This window comes from Pseudarthrobacter sp. SSS035 (genome assembly GCF_023273875.1).
In the GTDB taxonomy this organism is placed as follows: Bacteria; Actinomycetota; Actinomycetes; order Actinomycetales; family Micrococcaceae; genus Arthrobacter.
Map to the genome: position 1 here is coordinate 1,160,072 of NZ_CP096882.1, position 23,643 is coordinate 1,183,714.

At 65.6% G+C, this 23,643-nt stretch carries 22 protein-coding genes; 14 read left to right on the forward strand and 8 right to left on the reverse strand.

What is annotated here, in order from left to right; genetic code table 11:
* Positions 1–74: 74 nt before the first annotated feature.
* The 7 genes from MUN23_RS05215 to MUN23_RS05245 form a co-directional block, all read right to left on the reverse strand.
* Positions 75–2,102: a PQQ-binding-like beta-propeller repeat protein gene (locus tag MUN23_RS05215; protein ID WP_248762711.1), complete on the reverse strand. Its 2,028-nt coding sequence runs from the start codon at positions 2,100–2,102 to the stop codon at positions 75–77.
* 137 nt (positions 2,103–2,239) lie between these two features.
* The gene (locus tag MUN23_RS05220) at positions 2,240–3,253 is read right to left on the reverse strand and encodes a hydroxyacid dehydrogenase (RefSeq protein ID WP_248762713.1); all 1,014 of its coding nucleotides are present in this window, start codon (positions 3,251–3,253) and stop codon (positions 2,240–2,242) included.
* Positions 3,250–4,176 carry a carbohydrate ABC transporter permease gene (locus tag MUN23_RS05225; RefSeq protein WP_248762715.1) on the reverse strand — a complete coding sequence of 309 codons (927 nt, stop codon included), beginning with the start codon at positions 4,174–4,176 and terminating at the stop codon, positions 3,250–3,252. The genes MUN23_RS05220 and MUN23_RS05225 overlap by 4 nt, the downstream gene beginning before the upstream one ends.
* Positions 4,173–5,105: a carbohydrate ABC transporter permease gene (locus MUN23_RS05230; protein WP_248762723.1), complete on the reverse strand. Its 933-nt coding sequence runs from the start codon at positions 5,103–5,105 to the stop codon at positions 4,173–4,175. The genes MUN23_RS05225 and MUN23_RS05230 overlap by 4 nt, the downstream gene beginning before the upstream one ends.
* A 54-nt stretch (positions 5,106–5,159) precedes the next feature.
* Positions 5,160–6,473 carry a sugar ABC transporter substrate-binding protein gene (locus MUN23_RS05235; protein ID WP_248762725.1) on the reverse strand — a complete coding sequence of 438 codons (1,314 nt, stop codon included), beginning with the start codon at positions 6,471–6,473 and terminating at the stop codon, positions 5,160–5,162.
* A gap of 139 nt (positions 6,474–6,612) precedes the next feature.
* Positions 6,613–7,698 carry a substrate-binding domain-containing protein gene (locus tag MUN23_RS05240; RefSeq protein ID WP_248762740.1) on the reverse strand — a complete coding sequence of 362 codons (1,086 nt, stop codon included), beginning with the start codon at positions 7,696–7,698 and terminating at the stop codon, positions 6,613–6,615.
* Between the two features lie 104 nt (positions 7,699–7,802).
* Positions 7,803–8,594 carry a sugar phosphate isomerase/epimerase gene (locus MUN23_RS05245; protein WP_248762743.1) on the reverse strand — a complete coding sequence of 264 codons (792 nt, stop codon included), beginning with the start codon at positions 8,592–8,594 and terminating at the stop codon, positions 7,803–7,805.
* A gap of 276 nt (positions 8,595–8,870) precedes the next feature.
* Between MUN23_RS05245 and MUN23_RS05250 the strand changes: the two genes are divergently transcribed.
* From MUN23_RS05250 to MUN23_RS05285, 8 genes are all read left to right on the forward strand, one after another.
* Entirely contained in the window at positions 8,871–9,815 is a 945-nt protein-coding gene (locus MUN23_RS05250) for an ROK family protein (protein WP_248762745.1), read from the forward strand.
* A 92-nt stretch (positions 9,816–9,907) separates the two neighbouring features.
* Positions 9,908–10,690 carry a glucosamine-6-phosphate deaminase gene (nagB, locus tag MUN23_RS05255; RefSeq protein ID WP_248762747.1) on the forward strand — a complete coding sequence of 261 codons (783 nt, stop codon included), beginning with the start codon at positions 9,908–9,910 and terminating at the stop codon, positions 10,688–10,690.
* Between the two features lie 285 nt (positions 10,691–10,975).
* Positions 10,976–11,584, forward strand: coding sequence for a TetR/AcrR family transcriptional regulator (locus MUN23_RS05260; protein ID WP_248762749.1), 609 nt, complete (start codon positions 10,976–10,978; stop codon positions 11,582–11,584).
* Positions 11,585–11,701: 117 nt separating this feature from the next.
* A complete protein-coding gene (locus MUN23_RS05265) occupies positions 11,702–12,943 on the forward strand; it encodes an MFS transporter (RefSeq protein ID WP_248762751.1) in 1,242 nt (413 codons plus the stop codon).
* A 38-nt stretch (positions 12,944–12,981) separates the two neighbouring features.
* Complete coding sequence (locus MUN23_RS05270; protein ID WP_248762753.1) at positions 12,982–14,622, forward strand: amidohydrolase; 1,641 nt, start codon at positions 12,982–12,984, stop codon at positions 14,620–14,622.
* 53 nt (positions 14,623–14,675) lie between these two features.
* Positions 14,676–15,749, forward strand: a complete 1,074-nt coding sequence (locus MUN23_RS05275; protein ID WP_248762755.1) for an agmatine/peptidylarginine deiminase — start codon at positions 14,676–14,678, stop codon at positions 15,747–15,749.
* Positions 15,746–17,470 (forward strand): amidase, encoded by a 1,725-nt coding sequence (locus tag MUN23_RS05280; RefSeq protein WP_248762757.1) that lies wholly within the window; start codon positions 15,746–15,748, stop codon positions 17,468–17,470. The genes MUN23_RS05275 and MUN23_RS05280 overlap by 4 nt, the downstream gene beginning before the upstream one ends.
* Positions 17,471–17,647: 177 nt before the next feature.
* Positions 17,648–17,866, forward strand: coding sequence for a hypothetical protein (locus MUN23_RS05285; protein ID WP_248762759.1), 219 nt, complete (start codon positions 17,648–17,650; stop codon positions 17,864–17,866).
* Between the two features lie 100 nt (positions 17,867–17,966).
* Here the strand turns inward: MUN23_RS05285 and MUN23_RS05290 are convergent, their stop codons facing one another.
* On the reverse strand, positions 17,967–18,308 hold the full coding sequence (locus MUN23_RS05290; RefSeq protein ID WP_248763998.1) for a hypothetical protein: 342 nt from the start codon (positions 18,306–18,308) through the stop codon (positions 17,967–17,969).
* Between the two features lie 209 nt (positions 18,309–18,517).
* On the opposite strand from MUN23_RS05290, the gene MUN23_RS05295 reads away from it, so the two are divergent.
* The 6 genes from MUN23_RS05295 (at position 18,518) to MUN23_RS05320 (ending at position 23,616) form a co-directional block, all read left to right on the forward strand.
* Positions 18,518–18,727, forward strand: a complete 210-nt coding sequence (locus MUN23_RS05295) for a hypothetical protein (RefSeq protein ID WP_058930086.1) — start codon at positions 18,518–18,520, stop codon at positions 18,725–18,727.
* A 134-nt stretch (positions 18,728–18,861) separates the two neighbouring features.
* Positions 18,862–19,938 (forward strand): nitronate monooxygenase family protein, encoded by a 1,077-nt coding sequence (locus MUN23_RS05300; RefSeq protein WP_248762761.1) that lies wholly within the window; start codon positions 18,862–18,864, stop codon positions 19,936–19,938.
* A 70-nt stretch (positions 19,939–20,008) separates the two neighbouring features.
* Positions 20,009–21,355 (forward strand): hypothetical protein, encoded by a 1,347-nt coding sequence (locus MUN23_RS05305; RefSeq protein WP_248762762.1) that lies wholly within the window; start codon positions 20,009–20,011, stop codon positions 21,353–21,355.
* A gap of 75 nt (positions 21,356–21,430) precedes the next feature.
* Positions 21,431–22,054 carry a hypothetical protein gene (locus MUN23_RS05310; protein ID WP_248762764.1) on the forward strand — a complete coding sequence of 208 codons (624 nt, stop codon included), beginning with the start codon at positions 21,431–21,433 and terminating at the stop codon, positions 22,052–22,054.
* A gap of 87 nt (positions 22,055–22,141) precedes the next feature.
* Positions 22,142–22,888 (forward strand): YcnI family protein, encoded by a 747-nt coding sequence (locus tag MUN23_RS05315; protein ID WP_248762765.1) that lies wholly within the window; start codon positions 22,142–22,144, stop codon positions 22,886–22,888.
* A gap of 104 nt (positions 22,889–22,992) precedes the next feature.
* On the forward strand, positions 22,993–23,616 hold the full coding sequence (locus MUN23_RS05320) for a DUF4232 domain-containing protein (protein ID WP_248762773.1): 624 nt from the start codon (positions 22,993–22,995) through the stop codon (positions 23,614–23,616).
* Positions 23,617–23,643: the final 27 nt, after the last annotated feature.

The window sequence follows — 23,643 nt, forward strand, 5'->3', positions numbered from 1 at the left end:
AGCCCAATTCGGGCATGCCGCTGACCCCAACGCCTGTCGACATTGGGGTCAGCGATCGGCTTTATTCGAGCACGTCAGCGCCTCGGGTGGTCGTCGATCCGAACGAGGTTGCGGCCGCGCATGGTGTAGAGGTAGCCGTTCTCATCGTTGGTGATGTGGGATCCGCTGTACCAGCCGCCTTTGGTGTCCGCGAGCACGGTGGCTACTTCGAACGTCTTGGGGTCGAGACGGAACACGTTGGTGTCCGAGACGCCGTAGATCACGCTGCGGTTGGCTACCAGGGCACCGAACCCATAGGACAGGGAGCTGATGTCGGCCTGGTGCACCAGTGTGCGTGTGGGGATGTCGATGACGAAGATGCCACCCTTCCGGGTTAGCCCGTACAGGTTTCGCCCCTGGATGGCGAGTGCGGAAATGCCCGCCCCCGTCCCGGGTTCGATCCTCCAGAGCTCCTTGCCGGCAACCGGGTCGAAGGCGACGATGGTTCCCGGACCGTCCAGTGTGGGGAGGCCGCCGCCGAGGTAGGCCACTCCGTCGCGGGTGGCCACGGCGCGCAGGAGCTGGCGGTTGTCAATCGGGTTGATGAAGCACTGCTTCGCCCCGCTGGTGGGATCGTAGGTCCAGAAGGACCCGCCGCCCTCGGTGTCGGACTGCGCGGCGACCAGCATGAGCTTGTTGACCTCGTCCCAGCAGACGTCGAGCGGCCGGTTCTGCGCGCCGGGAAAATCGGCGGCCTGGTGGATCGGCTGGCCGCTGCGCGGATCGTACTTCCAGATGCCCTGCGAGCTGTACTGGCCGGTGTAGAGGACTCCGTCCACAATCACGGCGTCCTTGGCCTCGCCCTGGGACTGCAGGTTAAGCACGTCACCGGTGGCGAGCGAGTGGCGGGCGATCACGCCATTGCCGCCTGCGTAGGCGAATCCCGCGCCTGCCGCAATGCCCATGACCGTCTGCGGAGTGGCGGAGGCCCCGGCTTCGCCAAGGTCGGTGACGGCCATGCTTCCCGTGCCGGGGTCGATCTCGGCCACGAAGCCGTAGCCCGAGGTGGCCAGGAGCTTGTTGTTCCGGGCGTCCACGCCCCAGATTTCGCCGAGGGACGGGCCGTTGAGCGTCAGCTGCGAGACCGAATTGGAGGCCACGGAGTACACGCAGATGCCCGTTTCGTTGGCGAAGTAGACCTTGTCGCCGATGCTCGTGAAGTTCTTGGCGGTCTTGCCGATGGACGTCGCCACGGAATAGGAGGCGAGGTTGTCCAGGCTAAGGAGAGCTACCTTGGACTGTTGGGTCGACGCGGCGGAACTGACCAGGAGTTTGTCTCCCAGGATTGCCAGTTCCCGGATGCTGGGATCGGCCAGCATCTCCGAGGGGGTGACGTTCGCGAAGGTTCGGGTGGCGCGGCTGTACACCCAGAGGCACGCCCGCCCCGCGCTGCCGCCGCCGCCGAGCGTGCTGCCGGCGCCAAAGAACACTGTGGTATCCGTGGCCGCAACCGCGCGCGCCAGCGTGGCGCCTGTATCGGGGATCCCCAGGCTGATGACTTGGCCGGTCGCGGGGTTGTACTCCCACAGCGCCGGCTTGGTGGGACTGCCGCCGCCCACCGCGTACACGCGGCCGTTCGGTGCCACGCTGAGGTCGCGGACGTCGCGGTCACCGATCCGGCCGATCGGTGTTGCCTTCGTGGACAGGGTGGCCAGGTCCCAGCGGTAAAGGTTCGGCAGGGTGCCAACGGCATTCTGGAGGACACCGGCGTACAGGTAGCGGCCCGTGGAATCGGCCGCCAGGGCCTGAATGCTGTAACCCGTGTCCAGTACGGTCTCGCCGACTACCTTGCCCGTGGGCACGTGGAAAGCGACGATGCGGACGGGATCGAGGTTGCGGGAACCGATGTAGACGATGTCGCCGACCAGGATCGAACTCATCAGCGAGAACTGGACCACCGCTGGTCCCAGGTCGATGATTTCGGTGGTGTGGCGCCCGCTGCGCTGGGCGGACAAATCCGCGGCGGCCGCCGGTCCGGACGTTGGCAGGCCAAGCGCGGCGGCCAGACCTGCCGCACCGCCTGCCTGCAAGATGGCTCGCCTGCTGATCTGTGGGTTCTTCATTGAACATCCTTTTACTCGTTGGGGACGAAGGGAGGAGATGGATTCAGGGGGTTCGACGGCGGCACCCGCGCCGGTTTCAAAAGCCGGGTGCCGCCGTCGGGCTCTGCTTTCGCAGGGTGCCCTGACCGGCTGCTTGATCAGGCGGTGTAGGCCAGGTCCTCGACCTGGACGGGGAAGCGCAGCGGCTCGCCCCGGGAAACGCGGTGGGCTTCGGCCACGGCGGTGGCGGCCAGCCGCTCCAGTTCATTGCCGAGGGATCCGGCAAGGTGAGGGGTCAGCAGAACGTTGGGGTTGGTGTAGAAGCCCGAGTCCGCGGGCAGGTCCCAGGGCGTGGTGACGTCCAGGATGGCAAACAGTTCGTGCCGTTCCAGTCGCGCCAGGAGTGCGTCCTGGTCCACCAGCTCGCCGCGGGCGGTGTTGATGAACGTGGACCCGGTCCGGAGGCGCGCTATGAGGTCGGCATTGATCAGGTTCAGGGTGGAGGGAAGCGACGGTGCGTGCAGGGACACGACGTCGCTGCTTTCCACCAGTTCCGCCAGGCCCACCACCTGCACTCCGAGGGCAGCGGCATCCTGCGGGGTCAAGTAGGGGTCGGCCACCACGACGTCGAGGTCGTACGGCTCGAGCAGGCGGATGACGTGCCTGCCTATTTTGGACGCACCGATGATGCCCACCCTTTTGCCATAGTTGCCCATGTCAGGGAACAGTTGGTCCGGCTCGATGGGTGACTTTTCGGTGTGCAGCGTCCGCGCGATCTGCAGGACCCTTTTGTTGGCCAGCAGGATCATGGCCAGCGCGTATTCAGCCACCGGGATGGCGTTGGCGTCTGCTGCCGTGCTGACCTGGACGCCCCGGGTCCAGCACTCACTGTCCACATGGTGCTTCACGGTCCCGCCGGCGTGCAGGATGTGGCGCAGCCGTGGGGCGGCATCCAGAACGGCGGCATCCACGGTGGGGCAGCCCCATCCGGTGATGAGGATGTCGGTTTCGGCGAGCAGCCCCAACGAACGGGATGACGTGAAGTCCTCCATGGGCTCCTGGCTCAGGAGCCGCAGGTCAGGGTTCAGGGATTCCAAGCGCTGGGTGGAGAAGATCCTCGGGGCTACGCCGGGGCCCATGGCAAGTGCTACGTTCAGGATTTTGGGGCTCATTTGACGGCTCCCGCGGTCAGTCCGGACTTCCAGAAGCGTTGCAGCATGATGAACGCCAGCAGGAGCGGAATCACGGAGAGCAGCGAACCTGTGATCACCAGGGGGACGAACTCGGGCTGGGGGACCGCGTAGCCCTGCCAGATGGAGATGCCCACGCTGACCGGCAGCAGCTTCTGGTCCTGGAGCATCACCAGGGGAAGCATGAAGTTGTTCCATACCCCAACGAACTGGAACAGGGCAATGGTGATGTAGCCCGGCATCATCATGGGCAGGCCCAGGGAGAAGAAGGAGCGGATGGGTCCGGCGCCGTCCACGCGCGCTGCCTCCAGCGTCTCCATGGGGACATAGGAAGCGGCATAGACGCGGGCCAGGTACACACCGAAGGGGTTGCACAGGACGGGGATCAGGACGGCCCAGATGGTGTTGGTCATGCCCACCACCGATGCCAGCAGATACATGGGCAGCACCGTTGCCGTGTTGGGAATCAGGACCCCAACCAGCACGAATCCGAACAGCGAGTCCTTGCCGCGGAACTGGAACTTGTCAAAGGCATAGCCGGCCATGACGGAGATGAGGCTGCCAACGACGGCGCCGACGCCCGCATACAGGACGGAGTTGCCCATCCAACGGAAGAACATTCCTCCGTCCTGGGCTGCCACTGCGGCGATGTTTTCGAAGAGGGCAAAGTTGCCCAAGGCGTAGGCGCTGGTGCCGTAGAGGTCTGCGGCGTTCTTGGTGGACGCAACGAGCAGCCACAGGACCGGAACCACCATGTAGAGGGAGCCCAGGATCAGCAGTCCGTTGACGGTGAATTTGCTGGCGAAACCGCCTTGGCGTGCCGTGAAATTCTGGCGCGGCGCGGGTTTCGTACCGGCGCGCTTGGGCGTCTTTTTCCGGGAGAGGGGCAGGGTATTGGTGCTCATGATTTGTTCATCCTGGAACTGAATCGGGTGACAACCAGGGACAGGATTGCTGCCAGCCCGGCAATGATGATCGAGGCGGCTGCGGCCTGGTTCAGGTTGTGTCTGATGAAGGCGGCGTCATAGGCCCACATGTTGGGTACCCAGGTACTGGTAATGGACGGGGTTGCCTTGGCGATGATGGAGGGCTCCGTGAAGAGCTGCAGGGTTCCGATGATGGTGAACAGCATGATCACGCTCAGCGCCGGCAGGATGAGCGGGAACTTGATGCTCAGTGCCGTCCGGATTTCGCCTGCACCGTCCACCCGCGCCGCTTCCAGGATTTCCCGTGGAACGGCCTGCAGGGCGGTGAACAGGATGATGACGTTGTAGCCGGTCCATTCCCACACACCGATATTGGCGATTGCCGGAAGGACCATGTGTGCATCCAGGAAGTTGATCTGGATACCGCCGCCCTGGAGCGCCTGTACCAGCGGGCTGATGCCCGGAGTGTAGAGGTAGGCCCAGATCAGGGCCGCGATGACGCCGGGCACGGCGTGCGGAAGGAAGACGAGCAGCTGGAACAGCTTGCGTGCCCGGGCGACCGTTGCATCCAGGAGGAGCGCAAAGATGACCGCGCCGCCCACCATGCAGGGAATGTAGATCAGGCAGTACAAGCCAAGCCGGGCGATGCCGCTGACGAACGATTCCGACTGCAGGACCTGCAGGTAGTTCTCGAGTCCAACAAAGGCCGTCTTGGCTTCACCGAAACCGAGGCCCGACTTCTGCTGTGCATAGAAGCTCAGCACAATCGCGTAGATGACCGGTGCCACCATGGCGATGGCAAAGACACCAAAGAACGGGACCAGGAAGAGCGCTGCGGTCCTGCCGCCGGTTCCTGAGACTGCACTGCGCTTGCTGCGCGGAACAATGGTGAGGGCCTGAGAGGCCATGATGATCTCCTAACTGACTGGGCTGCCTCCGCAGAGGCAGCCCAGGGGGTGTAACTACTCTTTGACGGAAAGACCGTTCTGCTTCAGTCCGGCCACCGTTGCCGTCTGGGCCGTATTTACTGCCTCCAGGACGGTGCCGCCGGTGCTGAGCTTGCCGTACGCGTCCTTGAGGGCCGTGTTGGTCAGGTCCCAGCTGGGGCCCCACTGCCAGCCCGGGCTGACTGTCTTGTACGCCTTGTCGAAGACGGCGTAGATATCGTTGCCGAAGTAACTGGCGTCGTAGGCCGCCTGTGCCACGGGAGTCAGGCCCGGGAAGGCCAGGAAGGCCGAGCCGGTGTTCCCGCGCGCCTTGATGGCTTCCTGGTTTGTGGTGAGGAACTCGATGAACTTGGCAGCGGCTGCCGGGTTCTTGCTGCTCTTGGTGACGTTGAAGCTGGAGCCGCCGTAGAACGCGCCGGCCGGTGTGCCCCAGTTCGGCATTTCGGCGGCGATCCACTGTCCCTTCTGTCCGCTCGCTTCAGTCCGCTTCTGGATGCCCGTGGCGCTCCAGTTCGCGCCGACGACACCAACGACGGTGCCGTTCGCCAGGTCAAGGCTCCACTCATCGCTGTAGGCCTGCGTCACCTTGACGAGCTTGTTGTCGATCAGCTTCTGCCAGTAGCCGGCCACCTTCTTGGTGGCGTCATCGTTCACGCCGACCTGCCAGCTGTCGCCCGACGTGCCGAACCATTTGGCCCCCGCCTGCCAGGCAAGTGCGGCGGTGGCCGGTACTTGGTTGGGGTTGAAGCTTGCCAGATAGGCGTCAGGTGCCACCGACTTGAGCTTCCGTGCCGCCTCTTCGAATTCCTGCCAGGTCTTGGGGACTTCGACGCCGGCCTTGGCCAGCATGTCCTTGCGGTAGTACATGACCATGGGAGCCGCGTCATACGGCAGGCCATAGGTCTTGTCGCCGAACTGGACCATGCCCCGGATTTCGCCGCCAAGCTTATCCACGGTGGCGGATTTGTCGATCAGTCCATCCAGCGGCTGCAGCTGGCCGTTGCTGACGAACTGCGGCAACTGCGGGTACTCGATGGTGGAGACGTCGGGGCCGTTACCTGCGGTGATGGCCGTGGACAGCTTGGCGTAACCGCCGCTGTCGGCGTTGGGGATAGTCTCGAAGGTGACCTTGATTTTGCTTTGGCTCGCGTTGAACGCGGCTGCCACTTTGTCCATGCCTGCCAGTGCCGACCAGAAGGTAATGGTGCCCGAGGGATCCTCGGTGGGCGTGGGGGCCGCGGACGGGGTGGGGCCCGTTCCGCAGGCTGCCAGCAGTAATGCGCTGGTGGCCAGGCTGGCGGCCCCGATAAGTAGATTGCGACGCTTCATTATGCTCCCTTGAAATCCACGATGCGAAGGTGGGATGTGGTCAACGCCACATGGTGTATTTCAATGAAACACGCAGCATCAAGCTAAAACAACAAAATGAACATGAATTGAACATTTGAACCAATGGGAGACCCTGGTACTAGCCGGCGGTAGATTCCCGAACAACCAATGTGGGAGACAGGTTGAGCCTCTGCAGGGCAGGAGAGGTTCCGCGCCGGGAACCGATCCTGTTCAGGCACATTTGCAGCGCTTGGTACCCGACGTCGAACTTCGGCGGAGCCACAGCGCTAAGGGACACGGACCCCAGGGACGCGATCTCGTCGTCGTACGCCACCAACGCAAGGTCCCCCGGGATGCGGATGCCTCGTGCCGTGCACGAGTCAGCGAACGTCAGGGCGTCCTCGTCGTTGTGGATGATGGCGGCCGTCACGCCCTCATCGGCGAACCAGTCCAGGATGGCGCCTATCTGCCCCCGGAGGGCCTCGGGGTCATCCGGGGACGGGGAGATGGTGCGTATCCTGCCGGCATCGTGGGCCAGTCCGGCCTTCTGCAGCGCGAGGCGGTAGCCTTCGACGATCGGCGTAGTTGTGGGGCTGCTGTCACGGGCGCACAAGGCAATGTTGCGGTGGCCGAGCGCCAGCAGGTGGTTGACCGCGATCTCTGCCCCCCGCGCATGGTCGCTGCGCACCGATTCCAGCCTGCCGGAGTCGAGGACATCGTCAATTAGGCGTTCGACGACGACGATGGGCACGTCCGCGGCGGTCAGCAGGTCAAGTGTGGGCGTCCCGGCCAGCGATTCATGGCTGGGTGTGACCAGGAGTCCATCCACACCGCTCGCCAGTAACCGCTGGATTTGCAGGCACTCCTCCGTCGGCGAGTACTTCGAAACGCCCAGGACCAGGCGAACTCCCATTTCCTGCGCCGCAGCCTCAGCCCCTCGGATGATTCCCGGGAAGTAGTATGCCGCAGAAGGCGCCACCATCCCGATTGTTGCCAGCGGCGGGCGGGCGACGCTGCGGCCGCGGCGATCAGCCCGGGCGGGCGCGGCCGCCGGAACGGCGCCGCCGTGTACCCGGCTCAGCAGCCCTTCGGCTTCCAGCACCGCCAGATCCCGCCGCACCGTCATTCCCGTGATGCCGACCTTGGCCGCGAATTCCGTGACATTCAGCGATCCGCTGCTGGCCAATTGCTTCAGGATCAGCTCTTTCCGCTTATTGGACATCATGACCGCGCTCCCCAATAGAGTTCAAGTTGTTCAAATGATTCAACTTGAACTAAAACGAACAAAATGCGGGGAGTCAAGACCCGCAAGCGTGTTGCTTTGGCGCCTCAGCCGGCGTTCGCTGCGATGCTGTGCAGGAAGCCGGCGTCACGGACGACGTTTTCCGGCAGGTCCCCCTCGACGAATTCAAGCATCAGGTCCATATCCCGGCCGTGTTCCCGGACGACGTCGGCCACGGCCTGCCAAAGGTGCTTGCGGCCCTCGAGTGGGAGCCGCTCCGTCCCGGGCCACCAGGAGAAGCAGTGCACGCCGGCCACGCGCCCAATCGCCTGGCGCAACGAGGCCAGGGCGTCTTGCTCGCTGAGCCCGACGGCCGGCTGCCAGTAGGTTCCCACATTGGGCCGGTCTACCCGATCGAGAAGCTCCAAGGTGCCCTGGAGCGTGCTGGTGAGGGTGCCCCCGTGGTATTCGAAGGCGAGCTGCATTCCGTGTTCCGCGGCTGACGCCGCGATCCGCTGGGTGTCCGCCACTACCGCCTCCCACAGCTGCTGATCCGCCTGGTCCGGTTCTACCGTGCCGGCCCAGATGCGCACCCGCGGTGCGCCCACTCGGACGGCCAGTGACACAATGTCGTCGAAGTCGCCGAAGTCGCCTGCCCTGTAATACGAGCCCAGCGAGAGGACCTTCAGTCCGGCAGCGGCGCAAGCCTGCCGGGCATGGTCCGCGGAGGCGGCGTCGACGACGTGGACGTCGGCGCCCCACTCGATCCCGGACAGCCCGGCCCCGGCGGCCACCGCGATCACCTCGTCGATGCTGTGGGAGCGAAGCGTCACCGAACAGATGCCGGAGGTGAGGGTAGCCGGCTGCTTCCTCGGATCGGAACCGGCGACAAAGGTCATGAGGGTACTCACAGTCTGTTCAGGAGGTGGGTTGCTGTTCACACTAGCGGGAATGCGCTTTCCATGCAATCCTTTGAACGCAGGAAAGCTGCCCCGTGAAGGGCCACTCTGAATCTCGCTCCATGCCAAGGCCGCGCCAAAGTTGGCCGCCGAGCCGTCGTTTTACAGCGTTCGGGCAGCAGCGTGCCTGCCAAAAGACAAAGGAGATGTATTGATGATCGTTGAAGGAACGGCCGCCGGGACTGTTCCAGGCCGCTTCATCGAGCAGGAGCCGGCATGAACCCGCAGGAGAGCTCCGCCGTGCTGGCTTTCGATGTCGGCGGGACCGATATGAAGGTAGGCCTCCTGCCTGATGGGTCAATCGCAACAGGGTCCTCGCCGATGCGGGATGTGCGGCGGACTAGGACCCCTCGTGACGCAGCATTGCCTGGAGACGCCGTGGTGGACCGGATTGTGGAACTGACTGAGCAATACCGACAGACACACCCGGATGTTGACATCGCGGCCATCGGCGTGGGCGTGCCCGGACTTGTGGACGAGAAGACCGGTACCGGTGTTCTATCCGTCAATCTGGGCTGGCAGGACTATCCGTTCGTTCATCGCTTGCGTGAGCGGCTCGCAGTGCCCGTGGCATTGGGCCACGACGCCAAAATGGCCGGCGAGGCAGAGTTTCGGCTCGGCGCAGCACGTGGGTGCAGCGACGCAATTGTCATGGTGATCGGCACGGGAATATCCGGGGCCATCTTCAGCGACGGCCGCCGGGTGGTCGGGGGCTCGTATGCCGGAGAGCTAGGCCACGCGCCGGTCCCCGGGTCGGACGGTTCAGTGCAAAGACTGGAATGCATCGGGGCGGCCGGGGCCATTGCCCGGCGTTATACCGAGGCCACTGGCTCTGCCGCCGATGGCGCCCGAAGTGTGCTCAGGATGGCGCAGGACGGGGATACGGCAGCCGGGCGGATCTGGTCGGAGGCAGTGGACGCCATTGCCTTCAACATCGCCCAGTGCGTGGCCATCCTGGGCACGGAGACCGTCGTGCTTGGCGGCGGCCTGGCTGAGGCGCGGGAAGCACTCTTTGCCCCGGTTATCGCCCGTGTGGATCAGCTGCTGACCTTCCAGCCGCGGCCGCGGATCGTTCCGGCGGAACTGGGTCAGAATGCTGGACTGGTCGGCTCAGGGCTGAACGCCCGGGAGCTCCTGGACAGCGGACTGGCGAGGCTGTGAGCCGCTGTGACCCGCTGTGCCGGCCACCATCGCCAAGGATCCCCCTCTTGAGGATCCGCCTCGAAACTCAGAAGACCTAGCAGGAGATCAATATGGAAATTGTCATTTGCCCCGATGTTAACGGTGTGGGCCGGACCGCCGCAGACTCATTCGAACGAACTATCCAACGCAAGCCGGCGGCCGTCCTGGGCCTGGCGACCGGCTCATCCCCGCTCCCCCTCTATAACGAGCTGGAGCGTCGGAGCCGTCACGGACAGTTGAGCTTCCGCGAGGTGCGCGCTTTCAGCCTGGATGAATATATCGGCCTGCCGGCAGAGCACCCCGAAACCTACCGCGAGGTGGTCAACAGGGAGTTCACCACTCGTGTGGATATCGATCCAGCGGGAGTGCGCGGGCCCAACGGGAACGCCCCCGATCTGGAGATAGAAGCTGCGGACTTTGAGAGAGCGATCACGGACGCCGGCGGCATCGACGTCCAAGTCCTCGGCGTCGGATCGAACGGCCACATTGGTTTCAATGAACCAGGATCGTCTTTAGGTTCGCGGACGCGGGTGAAAACTCTCCTTCCCAAGACCCGGCGGGACAATGCGCGCTTTTTTGGCGATCCGAACGATGTCCCTCACCACGTCATCACCCAAGGCATCGGCACCATCATGGAAGCCCGACGTATTGTCCTGATGGCTACCGGAGAGCAGAAAGCCGATGCGATTGCCCGGCTCGTGGAAGGGCCAATATCGGCCATGTGCCCCGGTTCCGTCCTGCAACTGCACTCGAATACCGTGGTCATTCTCGATGAGTCGGCGGCGTCGAAACTCGCGCTTGCTGACTATTACCGGTACACCTACGAGAACAAACCGGCATGGCAACGGCTCTGAAAGCGCCGAGATTACGTTCGGAAGATGCGTGATGATCACTTCGACGGCGGCCGAATCGCTGACACAGTAGGATTCCTTCCCTGGTTCTTGCCACGTCTTCTTGCCACGCCAGGAGGAGCCCGATCAACCTGGCCACTACAGTTGGGGGCTACCCTCGAGTGGTCAGAGTCCAACCCTGATGAATGCGGACCACGTCGGCTGTTCGATGTCTCGACCAGTCCGAACAGATGCATTCGAGACTTATTGAGTAGATTCAACGGAGTTGCGCTACCCAAGGAGTCTCTGATGCCTCGCCCCCAATCACCGCTTTTGTCCGTCGATGCGATCGTCACCGCGGCGATGACGCTCGTAGATGAGGCGGGGGACTTCAGCTTCCCCAAGATGGCGCGCCGGCTCGGCGTCAGCCAGTCCGCCCTGTATAACCACATCGACAACCGTGAGCACATCATTGAGCTGATGCGGGGCCGGCTTTTCGCCGTCCAAGTTCCGCCACGGATTGAGAATCTCTCTTGGGCGGATGCCCTGCGCGCCCTCGTGCGCGCCTACCGTGACCGATTCGCCGCCCACCCTCGGCTCGTACCCCTGCTGATCACGCAAACGGTGCAGGACCTCGGCGTCGTGGGCTTCTACGAGGAAATTGCCGTCACGCTCGAGAGTGCCGGCCTTGACCAGGGCCAGATCGGCCCGGCGATTGCCACGATTGACTACCTTGCCCTGGGTGCGGCCCTCGACCTGACAGCCCCGGATGTCGTCTGGTCCCCGCCCGAGGGTCAATTCCCAGCGCTGCATCGTGCGGTCGCAAATTCCGGCTCCGTGGAGGAGCGGGCCGAAGCGGCCTTCGTGTTCGGCGTCGAACTGCTCATCGCCGGCGTACATGCCCAGGCGATTAAATAAGGTTTAGTGAAAGCCTTTCACTAACCTCTTGTGCCCGACCGGGACATGCGTCACACTAAATGAATGCCTTTCATTTAGTGACGGCATTCACATCCAGACCATCCCCCGGAGGTAGCCATGTCTGAAAACACTGTGGAGCCGGAGGGTTCCGGCCGAGTGCCGCTGACGGCGAAGCGCGCCGTCTCTGTCTTTGGGATCAGCGTGGTGGGTTTTATGACCGCCAACCTGGTTCCGGTCATGATCGTTGCCCTGACCGGGGAGTTGGGATTTTCCGTCACTGAGGCGGGCACCCTGATGACGGCCTCCCTGCTTGCCTGCGCTGCCTCCTGCCTGGCGACCTCTCGCTGGTCCGCGCACGGCGGGCGGTACGTCGTCGCCCGCGCCGGCCTTGCCCTTGCGGCTCTGGGCTTCGGAGCCGCCGCGTTCGTCCCCTCCGTGCCGGTGGTCGTCGCAGGAGTCGTGCTGGGCGGCTTGGGTGCGGGCGGGGCTGTCTCCGCCGGTGGCGCGGCCTTGGGGGCCCTGCGTAATCCGGACCGCGCCTCGGGCATCAACGGGTTCACTAACCGCACGATCGTGTCGGTTGTCCTGTTCACGATCCCGGCGCTTGGAGCCGGGATGGGCAGCGCATTCGGGTTGCTAGCCGGCCTGGCCCTGGCGGCCCTGCTCACAACGGGGTGGCTGCCGGACCGTCCGGCAACATACGCCTCTGCTGCGTCATCGCCGGCCGCAGCCAAAAAGCCTTTGCGAACTCCGACAACGGCCGGGGTCGGGCTGTTGATCTGCTTTGCCCTGTGGGCGCTGAGCGAAGACTCGCTGTGGGCCGTGGCGGGCACCATGGGGGCTGAGCAGGCAGGTCTCGATGAAACCGGCATGGGACTGGCGCTCAGCCTGTCCACCTTGGGGGGTTTGCTCGCCACAGCCGTCGTGAGCTTGTTCGGGCGGCGCCTGGGACGCACCATCGCCCTTGCGGTCGCCCTGGTGGCCGGCGGCCTGCTTAAACTTCTCGCCGGGGCGGTGACCGACCCGGGCTGGTACCTGGTGGTCATCATCGCCTGGAATACGCTTTACGCGGCCGCGTTCGTCTACATCATCGCTGTCGCCGCCGCACTGGACGCATCGGGGCGGTGGTCGGCGCCGCTGCTCGGCGTCTACCTCATCGGCTCCTCCTTCGCCCCCGTCTTCGGCACCTCCCTGTCGGCCGCGATCGGCTATGCCGGGATGGGCATGGTCCTTGCCGGGATGACCTTTGCCCTGCTGGTTCCCTTCCTCGTCATCGCCCGCGTCTCCGTCCGGGGCGAGACCGACTCGGCCCCCCGATCTGCGCCGGAGACCGACTTCCCCCAGACAGCGATCGTCTGATGCTCCCCGCCAGTTTCCCAACATCCGAAAGCCTTCCCATGACACACCGCATTCTCTACACAAATGCCACGATCTTTACCGCCGACGGCACCGGCGCCGACGCCTTCGTCGTCGAGGGCTCACGCTTCCACTACGTCGGGACGGAGGCCGAAGCGCGCCGGGCCGCCGGTAACGATGCTGCGGAGGTCGATCTGGCCGGGGGCTTCGTCCTACCCGGGTTCGTCGACGCCCACACGCACCTCCTGATGATGGGACAGGCCCTGCAAAGGGTCGCCCTGCGCGACGCCTCGGACCTTTCCGACATCCAGCGGCGTCTGCGGGAGGCGGCCGCGGAGAACTCGAAGTCTCCTCGGATCCTCGGCGCTGGTTGGCTTTACAGTGCACTCGCAGGTGAGGCCCCGACCCGACAGATGCTCGACGAAGCCGTGTCCGACCGTCCCGTCTACCTTGACGCCAACGACCTGCATTCGGTGTGGGTCAACAGCGCGGCCCTGGTCGAACTGGGCATTGACGACGCGACGCCGGACCCGATCGGTGGTCGCATAGGCAGGGACCCGGACACCGGGGCTGCCGACGGGATGCTTTACGAAACCGCGGCGCAGCAGATCGTCTGGCCCACCCTCGCCCGCGCCGCCAGCGACGCCGACCGCGACGCCCACCTCGAGTCCGCATTCGAGCACTACCTTGCCGTCGGTGTCACCGGCGCCGTGGACATGGCCGTCCAGCAAGACGACGTGGACGCCTTCCGGCGTGCCCTGCGCCGCCGCGGCGGCTCCCTGCCCCTGCGTGTGAAGGGCCACTGGCTCGTCACCCGCCGGGCCACCAAGAAAGACAACCTCGCCCAGGTCGCCACGGCGGCCGGCCTGGTGGCCGAGCTCTCCGGCCCATGGCTGCGAATCTGCGGAATCAAGATCGTCATCGACGGCGTCATCGACAGCTGCACCGCGGCCATGAAGGAGCCCTACGCCGACGGCAGCCGGTGCGAACCCATCTGGGACCGGGAGTCCCTGATCCCGGTGGTGGTCGCCGCCGACGCCGCCGGGATGCAGATCGCCCTGCACGCCATCGGCGACGAAGCGTCCGACATCGCCCTGGACGCCCTCGAAGAGGCGCACCGGATCAACGGCCCGAAGGACCGCCGGCACCGCATCGAACACCTCGAGACCGTCACCAGGGCCAACGTGCTGCGGCTGGCTGACCTTGGTGTGGTGGCCTCCATGCAACCGGTCCATGCCGACCCGGCGATCCAGGACAACTGGAAGTCCGTGCTGGGCGACGACCGCGTCGAGCGGGCCTACCCCTGGACCGAATTCCTCGCAGCCGGAGCAACCCTGGCCCTGAGCACGGACGCGCCCACCGCGCCGCACGAGCCTTTGCCCAACATGTACGTCGCCACCACCCGGAAGTCCGCCCTGGACCCCTCACTGCCACCAAACCGGCCGGACTATGCCCTTGACCTGGCCGACGCCCTTTGCCACGCAACCCGCGACGCCGCCTACTCCTGCCGTGCCGAAGACAGCGAGGGCCGCATCATCGCCGGCCACCTCGCCGACTTCACCGTCCTGGACACCGACCCCTTCCTCTCCGAAGCCGAGCAACTGCTGACGAACCGGACGCGCCTGACCGTTGTGGGCGGGCACGTCGCCTTCGACGCCGCCGTCGCGGCGGTCGCACCATGACGACGTTTCCGCCCGCCTCCCTATCCCCCACGAAACGAAAGAACTGCCCCGCCATGAATCCTGCCGCCGCAACGGACACGGTAATGCCCGCCGAGTGGTACCCCCACGACAGGACCTGGATGGCCTTCCCGACGCCCAACGACACCTTCGGCGCCGCCGGCAGCGACACCCTGGAGCGGGCCCGGCGCGCATGGACGGCCGTCGCCCGGACCATTGCCCGCCACGAACCCGTGACCATGGTGTCGGACCCCGCCGACGCCGAAGCGGCCCGCGCCGCGCTGGGCGAGGGGATCACGGTCGTGGAGGCGCCGCTGGACGACGCATGGCTGCGCGACTCCGGGCCCACCTTCATCCACGGACCCGACGGCGCCGTGGGGGCCGTGGACTGGGTGTTCAACGGCTGGGGCGCCCAGGATTGGGCAGCCTGGGAAAACGACCAGCACCTCGGCGGGTTCGTCGCCTCCGAGGCCGGCGCCGGCCTGCGGTCCAGCACCCTCGTCAACGAGGGGGGTGGCTTCCATGTCGACGGCGAGGGCACCGTACTGCTGACCGAGACCGTGCAACTGGACCCCGGCCGCAACCCTGGGGCGACCAAGGCCGAGGTGGAGGCAGAGATCCACGCCCGACTCGGCACCACCACCGCGATCTGGCTGCCGCGCGGGCTGAGTCGCGACTATGACGCGTTCGGCACCCGCGGCCACGTGGACATTGTCGCCGCGTTCGCGGGTCCGGGCACGGTCCTGGTGCACCGGCAGGATGACCCGCGCCATCCCGACTTCGACGTCTGCCGGCAGATCCGTGCGGCTCTTGAGCAGGCCGTCGACGCAGCCGGGCGCCGCCTCCGCATCGTCGACGTCCCCGCCCCCACCGTCCTCGACGCCGGCGACGGCTTCGTCGACTGGTCCTACATCAACCACTACGTCGCCAACGATGTGGTGGTCCTGTGCGCGTTCAACGACCCGAACGACGTAATCGCCGCCGGGATCCTGGCGCAGGCTTACCCCGGCCGGCGGATTGAACTCGTTGACGCCCGGGACATCTTCGCCTTCGGCGGGGGCATCCACTGCATCACGCAGCAGCAGCCCGCTCCCCACCGGACAGCAACGGACGGGGAGGCCTGGCGATGAGCACCTTCAACGTCGTCGAGGCAACGATCTCCGAACTCCGGGCCGCACTTGAGTCCGGCCGCGTGACGAGTGAAGAACTGGTCCACCTCTACCTCGACCGGATCGCCGCCTACGACCGGGGCGGCATCTGTCTGAACGCCCTCGTCGTAATGAACCCCGATGCCGCCGCCGAGGCCGCCGCCTCCGACCAGCGGCGCGCCCGGGGCGAAACGCTGGGACCACTGGATGGCATCCCCTACACCGCCAAGGACAGCTTCCAAGTCAGAGGCCTCACCGTGGCGGCCGGATCCCCCGCGTTCGAGCATCTCATCGCCCAGCGCGACGCCTTCACGATCGAACGACTCCGCGCCGCCGGGGCGGTGCTCATCGGCCTCACCAACATGCCCCCGATGGCAAACGGCGGCATGCAGCGCGGCGTGTACGGCAGGGCCGAAAGCCCCTACAACGCGGACTACCTCACCGCTGCCTTCGGGTCAGGTTCCTCCAACGGATCCGGGACAGCGACGGCGGCGAGCTTCGCCGCATTCGGGCTCGACGAAGAGACCTGGTCCTCGGGCCGGGCCCCCGCCTCCAATAACGCACTCTGCGCCTACACTCCCTCACGCGGGATCATCTCCGTGCGCGGTAACTGGCCGCTGGTGCCGACGATGGACGTCGTTGTCCCGCATACGCGCAGCATGGCCGATCTCCTCGAGGTACTCGACGTAGTCGTCACCGACGACACAGAAACCCGCGGCGACTTCTGGCGCATGCAGCCATGGGTCAAGATCCCGGCGGCATTGAGCCTGCGCCCCGGCTCCTATCGAACCCTCGAAGTACCGGACGCCAAGGCCGCCATGCAGGTCTTGGCCGGCACCCGGCTCGGAGTTCCACGTATGTACATCAACGCCGACTCCCACGCCGGCACGGGCGACTCCCCCGGCATAGGCGGGCCAACGGGCCAACGCATCCAGACGCGCGCCTCAGTCCTCGCCCTCTGGGATGCCACACGCAGAGACCTGGAGGCCGCCGGCGCCGAGGTGGTCGAGGTAGATTTCCCCGTCGTGACCAACTACGAGGGCGACCGCCCCGGTGCCCCCACCGTCGCCACCCGCGGCCTGGTCAGCGCCGAGTACCTGGAGCGTGAGCTGTGGGACCTGTCGATGTGGGCCTGGGACGACTTCCTCAAGGCCAACGGCGATCCGGCCCTGCACAGGCTCGCCGACGCCGACGGGTCCCGGATCTTCCCGCAGCCCGCGGGAGCACTGCCTGACCGCTACAGCGAACTGGATTTCGACCTCGCCCAGTACGCCGACCGAGCGCGCGAAGAGGGCGTCCCGCCTCTGGAGGGCATTCCGCACTTGGCCGACGGCCTGAGGGGGCTCGAGGAGACCCGCCGCGTGGACCTCGAGGAATGGATGGACGAGCGCGGCCTGGACGCCGTCGTCTTCCCGGCCGTCGCCGACGTCGGCCCGGCGGACGCTGACGTGAATGAGGCATCCGCCACCGTTGCCTGGCGCAACGGCGTGTGGGTGGCCAACGGCAACCTCGTGCCCCGGCACCTCGGCATACCGACCGTGACCGTGCCGATGGGCACCATGGCCGACACTGGCATGCCCGTCGGGGTCACTATCGCTGGCCGGGCCTACGACGATACTGCGCTCCTGCACCTGGCAGCCGCCGTCGAGGCCACCGGAGACCGCCGTACCGCACCCGTGCGCACACCGCCGCTGGGCGGGTGACCTGTAGCCGCAAGAAGAGGCCAACGCCCCTGATGCCTGGTTGCCGGGTCCGCTGGCCGACGCTCACCGGCAGGTCATGATCCTGGCGACTCGGGCGGCAGGTGCCGTCCTGTGCGTTGCGGCATCAGTCCTCATCTCCCGTCGCCCTCTCCGACATACCCATGTAAAGGACGGACCATGACAAACACGTGGACCCTTGATTCGATCACCCTGACCATCCGCGAAAGGGCATCGATGGAAAGCACACTGGACGACGCCGTGCGAATCCTCAGGCCCCAGGCAATGGCCCGACGATACGGCCTCATGGTCACGCGGAGCGGCCCGCACACTTTCACCGTCAGCCTGGACCAGGATGTCCCCTACGGCACCACGCGCGAAAGAATGGCGTGGAAGTGAGCCCTCTTATCCTGTGGCTGTACCGGGTCTCGCCTCAGGTTAGGTCGGAAGTCCGGCTAAATAGAACGCCGGCAAGAAGAAAACAAACGGGACTGTAGTACTAAAGCTTGTCCGTCCTGTCATCTCCCTTGTGGCCGCCGCGCAGGTTTTCCTGGACCTTGCCGAAGAGATCCTTGATGGTGGATTCGGTATTCGTCAGCATGTCCGGCTGAAGGTAAACGTGTTGACTGCCCGGAAGGCTGTAATTGGACTGCAGGCCGCCGCTTCCTTCGACACCCTGCAGGGCGATGGTCACGCCGCCTTCCTTGCGCGCAATGGCCGCGATTTTTCCGAACACCAGCGTGAATTCGTCTGGCTCAAAACTGACGGTCTGGCCCACGTGGGTCCTGTTAAGTTCACTGGCCGGAATCGCTTTCTCGTTGCCAGTCCCTGAGTAGTTCATCATGTGCTCCCTGAGGTAGTTGGCCACTTACGCCAGCAGTCTAGCCCGGCCCCATGCCGCGGTACATGGCCCTACTGGATGCCTGCACAAACGGCCGCAGCAAGAGTGGCACATCCTCCATTGAGCAGACCAGGGCCCTTCGGGTTGTATGAAGTGGACCCGGCACACCTGCCCGGCACCCGATCCTTAAAGGAAGAACCGTGACTTCGATGACGAATCGCGTTAATGCCCCCGGCCAATGGGACGACGTCCAAGTGGGCGACACCGTTCTGCTGACCCGGAACGGCCACACCGAGTACGCCGGCGCCGTGGACAACAGGACAACGGACGGCGAGACCGTCTGGGTCAGGACGCCGGTGGGCGGCCGCAGGCTCTTCCATGTCAGCGACGGCTTCGAACTCACCTGGAGCCAGCCGTGACCGACACCTGCCCCGACGACTGCCATTACTGCTCAGGCCCGGAAACGGACTGAACCCAGCCACAGGTTGGGCAGCGGACACCAGCCCTGCGAGACTGGTCCTGAAGCCGACGTCGATCTGCCAGGAGCCACCGCATGACTCTCGAGAACAGCACCTCAGCCAGCTTAAACCGCATCACCAAACTGTTCGGCACGGACGTTCCGGTGGTGCTGGGCCCCTTCGGTGGCGTCTCTTCCGTGGAGCTGGCAGCCGCCGTGAGCGACGGCGGCGGGCTGGGTTCCTATGGCCTCTACGGTTACGGTGCTGACGCCATTCGGAGCACAGCTGCCGAGCTCAAGAAGGCAACGGCGAAGCCGTTCGCCCTCAACCTCTGGATTCCCACCGGCGACGAAACCACGTCGCTCCCCCAGCCGGATTTCGACCACTACGTCGGGACCCTGAAGCCGTACTTTGACGAACTGGGCCTGCCGGTTCCGCTAATGCCGGACCGTTACCTGCCCGACTACGACGAGCAGGTGGAGGCAACCCTGGAGGCGGGTCCCGCCGTCGTCAGCTTTGTGTTCGGTGTGCCCGCGCCGGAACTGGTGGAGGAGGCGCACCGGCGTGGAATCGTGGTGGTGGGAACCGCCACCACGGTCGGGGAAGCCGTTGCCCTGGAAGCAGGCGGCGTGGATGCCGTGGTTGCCAGCGGCATGGAATCCGGCGGCCATCGGGTCTCGTTCCTGAAGCCCGCGGAGGAGTCCCTGATCGGAACCTTTGCACTGGTTCCGCAGGTGGTTGACGCAGTGGGCATTCCGGTCATCGCCGCCGGCGGCATTGCGGACCGCCGCGGCTACGCTGCTGCACGAGCCCTCGGCGCCGACGCGGTCCAGGTGGGCTCGGCGTTCCTGGCCACCCGCGAATCCGCGGCCGTGCCTGCATACCGGGCCATCCTCCACAGTCCGGCCGCGCAAGAAACAGTACTGACGAGGGCCCTCAGCGGACGGCTTGCACGCGGCATCCCCAACCGCATCATCGCGGAACTGTCAGAACGGAACACAGCTCCTTTCCCTGTCCAGAACTGGCTCACCGGCCGCTTCCGCCCACAGGCAGCCGCCCTGGGAAACACGGAGCTTATGTCGCTGTGGGCGGGGCAGGCCACACCGCTGATCCGGCATGACTCCGCCGCTGATGTCCTGGCGGAACTGCTCGCCGGCAGTCCGGCTTTGTAAGCTCGATACATCCGCGGTTATCCCAGCCATCGAATGTGGGACCATCGCCCGTTGACACCGGAGGCAATCCTTGACCAAGAAGACCGGAAAATCCAAGAGCAGGAACAAGGACCGGCGGCACCTCAAGGCTGTTCCCCCGGCCCCCAAGATGCCGCTGCAGCTGGTCCTGAACCATCGGGCAATTGACTCAATGGCTGTTGACTTCATTCAATGGAACGCGGCGGAAGCTCCGGACCCGGCCGATGCCTTCGAGTGCCTCGAACTGGTCAAACTGTTCCTCAGGGCGCAGCACGCCAACAACGGTTCGAGTTCGGCCACCGCTATCGACAGTGAAGGCGTGGAGCAGGCGGCCGGAGCAATCGCGGCGTCGTTGGACCCCGAGGACATGGATGAGGCCTTCGACGACATCTATTTCGCCCTTCACTCGTACATCCATTTCCTGAAAGGGACCGGCCGATGGAGCGGCACGGACGCCGACTTCGAGGAACTCCATGCAGCGCTGGGAAACGGTATCGCCGCGGCTGTCCCGCAATTGCCGGCTATCCAGGTACCTGACCTCAGCGACGAGCACCAGGAGGCTGCGTTCAATGCCATGCCGCTGATCCAGCATGCCACCTCCCTTCTGGACTGGATCGGAACCGGCAAGGAAATCACCAGCACGGGTGCTTTGCGGCTCAAGGACATCGAGCCGGCAGCCGCAGCCGTAGGAGTACATGCCCGTGGAAAGCGGGCCGCGAGTCGGACCCTCCCACTTTTCGATCTGGAAACTGCCGAGAGCCGGCCAAAAACGTTGCTGGAAGTCGGAACCATGCACGACGTACCGGTGCTCCGCGAGATCTGGTCAGCCCTGGTGGGGGCAAACCTGATCAGGCTCGGATCCACCAAAGCCGTTCCCGGCCCGGAAGTGGCCGCCTGGAACAGCACGAGGATCGAGGAACGGCTGGACATCCGCCGGATGCTGTCGGTGGTCCTTTTGGTCGGGGTGCTCACCGACGAGGACCAGGTGTGGGACCAGGAAGCGGTAGCCGGGACACTGCTGGCCGTCCTCACCTATGGCACCACGGATGAACCGATGCCCGTGGCGGAACTCGAACGGATGGCGTCGCCGGACCTTGAGGGCGCCTTGCTTCAGGACGTAGAACTTGAAGACACGGAACTCGAAGAAACGGGCCTCGAAGAGATCTACGCGTCGTTCGCGGCCCTGCAGGCACAGCAGAAGCTGACCCTTCTCGCCGAACTCGGATTGGTGGAGGCGGCGACCGATTACCGCGTTCCCCCGGTCGCCATCCAGTGCCTCGACCTGGCCATGGGTTTCTTGAAGTTGCCAGCCGAGCCATCCGAAACGACAGAATCTCCGTCGAACGTGATCGCGCTGCACCGCCCGTCACACACCGGTGGCCCGCCCAAAGGCCGGTAGAATCTGAACGTCGCCGAAGAACACTGGAAGAACGCGACTGAAGCCCGTCACCGGCGACCGAAATAAGGAGGATCCGTGCGCACCAACCACGCCCGGCCACCCTTCCATTTCCTTCGCGCCGCCTCCCTGTCCGCGGGAATCCTGACACTTGCCGCAGGCGCCCACGTGGCCGGCGGCGGCGACCTTCCCGCCCCAGGCATCCTGCTGGCCGTGCTCGCACTGACAGTCCTGGCAGCCACCACGGCCACGAGGCTGCGGCTCAATTTTCCGGCCATGCTCGGCGTCCTCGGGGCCGGACAGTTCATCCTGCACGAAGCCTTCACGGTCTTCAGTTCGGCGGGAACGGCTGTGGGCACGGCTGCCTCCGGGCTCCATAACGCCCACCGCGCCGGCGCTGCCGCGCCTGTCTTCGTGGCCACCGGACACGTCCACGATCCCGGATCCGCTGGCTTCCTGATGCTCCTGACCCACGCACTCGCCACCGGCGCGTGCGCCCTCCTGCTGGCCAGGGGTGAGGCCGCGCTATGGGCACTGGCCGCGTGGCTGAGGCCCCTTGTCCGGCTCCCCGAAGCAGTAACGCCCGACGCCGGCACGCCGCGCGCGGTGCCCGGCCCACCGGCGGTTCTCCCCCTCCGCCCCTGGCGGAACCTCAGGCAACACAGCCGACGCGGCCCGCCTTCCGCCGTCGTGCTTTCCTGACTCCGCCCGCACCGCACTTCCGCAGGCCGCGGGCCCCATCCCGTACTTCCGCACGCCCCATCCGGCGTGCGTCCGAAAGGCAACCCCATGACCACCACCTTCCTTCGCCGCACCCTCACCGCAGCGGCAGCCACCGGCGGCGCAGCCGTCCTGATCCTGACCGCAGCAGCAGGGGCGTCCGCCCACGTCGGCGTCAAGCCGGACAAGACTGACGCCAACTCGTATGCCCTGCTGACCTTCGGTATCCCGCACGGCTGCGAGGAGTCCGGCACCACCAAGGTGACCATCACCCTGCCGGCCGAACTCACCGACGCCCAGCCCACAGTGAACCCCAACTGGAGCGTGGAAAGGGTGACGGAGCAGCTCGCCGAGCCCAAGAAACTGGCCGACGGCACCTCCATCACCAAACGCACCAGCCAGATCGTCTACACCGCCAAGGCACCCCTCGAGCACGACCTGCGCGATGCCCTGGTGCTGTCGGTCAAGCTGCCCGACGCGGCAGGCTCCACGCTCTACTTCCCCACGCTGCAGTCGTGCGAAACGGGGCAGACTGACTGGTCGGAGATCGCCAAGGACGGCCAGGACCCGCATTCCCTGAAGGCGCCGGCGCCGTCCATCACCATCACCGAGCCGGCCAGCGCGGACGGCCACGGCGCTGCTTCCGCGGCGCACACCACCGAAACCCCGGCCACCGAGCAGGCAGCCGCCGTGACTGACAGCGGTGCGGACGCCCGCAGCTGGGCGGGGCTTGCCGCCGGCCTCGGCGGCCTCGCCCTGGGCGGGGTGGCCTTCGCGCGCAGCGGCTCAAAGCGCCGGCAGGACTCCGCCGCGTAACATCGCGGGATTTGATGCCCGGATGATCACAATCCGGGCATCAAATCGGCCTGCCTGCCCGTGGCATCGTTGACTCCAGCCACACAGGCCGCAACTGTTATGGCATGAGCTTTCAGCGGATGTCACGGGTGTTTGTTTTTACGACGGCGGTCGCGGCGGCGGCACTGATGCTCACCGCCTGCGGACCGAGCCAGCCGCAGACGCAGGGGACGACGACGCCGGGGACTAACTCCGCCAGCCCGTCCACCACGCCGGCGTCTCCGGGCGCGTCCCACTCGCCGTCGTCGTCTGCCACCACTCCGGCCGGTCCCGCGCTCTGCAAAGCGGCCACACTGTCGGCGGCTACCGATGCGTCCGGCGGCGGCGCGGCGGGCAGCGTCTACATGAAGCTGAACCTCACGAATACGGGCACGGCGCCCTGCCTGCTCAAGGGCTACCCGGGGGTATCGCTGACCGCCAACGCCGACGGTGCACCGATTGGTGCGGCCGCGACCCGCGACGAAACCACCCCCGTAGCGGACGTACTGCTGGCGCCGGGCCAGACCGGAACCGCCGTTCTCCGCTACACCCAGGCCGCGAACTACAGCGACTGCACACTGACGGACGCGGCCGGTTACCGCATCTACCCGCCGGAAGACACGGCGTCGTTGTTCCTGCCGCAGCCCACCAGCGCGTGCAGCAACGCGAACATCACGCTCCTGAGCGTCGGGGCGTTCCAGCCCGCTTGAAAAGGCGGGAAGGATTCGGTCCTCTGC